This is a genomic window from Vibrio sp. 1249-1, from assembly GCF_033340495.1.
The window spans coordinates 1-1,018 of record NZ_JAWOWJ010000158.1 but is presented as its reverse complement, the minus strand read 5'-3'; the positions used below and the strand labels follow the sequence as shown (position 1 = coordinate 1,018).

The 1,018-nt window shown below is 44.5% G+C and carries 1 protein-coding gene; it reads right to left on the bottom strand.

Annotation, left to right across the window (positions count from 1 at the left end):
* Positions 1-1,018 (bottom strand): ATP-binding cassette domain-containing protein (locus tag R7Z50_RS24935; RefSeq protein ID WP_318149409.1); only part of this gene is annotated, 1,018 nt, incomplete at both ends.

Genomic DNA, 1,018 nt, shown 5'->3' with positions numbered 1-1,018 from the left:
ACTGTATTATCAACAAACTCACGGTCGTGACTTACTAACAGCAACGTACCCTGATAATTGGCAAGCATTTCTTCTAAAAGTTCCAACGTTTCTATATCCAAATCGTTGGTTGGCTCATCAAGAATAAGTAAGTTATTAGGTTTCAGTAAGATACGAGCGAGCAACAATCGGTTTTTTTCTCCGCCAGATAAGGCTTTAACTGGCGTGCGAGCGCGCTTTGGTGCAAACAGAAAATCTTGAAGATAGCTTAAAGCGTGACGCTGACGACCACCTACCATTACTTCCTGCTTACCGTCCGCTAAGTTGTCGATAACAGTTTTCTCAGGATCGAGGATCTCACGGTATTGATCGAAGTAAGCGACTTCAAGCTTGGTACCACAATGTAAGCGACCCGATTGAGCTTCTAGTTGCCCAAGCAATAACTTCAGTACGGTACTTTTACCACAACCATTTGGACCAATAAGGGCAATACGATCGCCGCGCATGATGTTGAAGCTGAAGTTATCAACAATTTGCTTACCGTCGTAAGCAAAAGACACATTCTCTGCTTCAAAGACGATTTTGCCTGAGCGTGACGCATCATCGATATTGAGATTAACTTTCCCCTGCACTTCTCTGCGGTCGCGACGCTCTTCACGAAGTTTCTTAAGTGCTCGTACGCGTCCTTCATTACGAGTACGACGCGCTTTAATACCTTGGCGAATCCACACTTCTTCTTGAGCCAGTTTCTTGTCGAACTCAGCGTTTTGCATATCTTCAACACGAAGCATCTCTTCTTTCTCAAGCAAGTAATTGTCGTAATCACCAGGGAAAGAGGAAAGTTGCCCGCGGTCTAAGTCGACAATACGTGTCGCCATAGATTTAATGAATGCGCGGTCGTGGGAAATGAAGATAATTGAACCTTTGAAATCTTTCAGGAAGTTCTCTAGCCATTCGATGGTTGTGACGTCCAAATGGTTGGTTGGTTCGTCAAGTAGTAATACATCAGGGTCACAAACTAGAGCGCGAGCTAATGCCG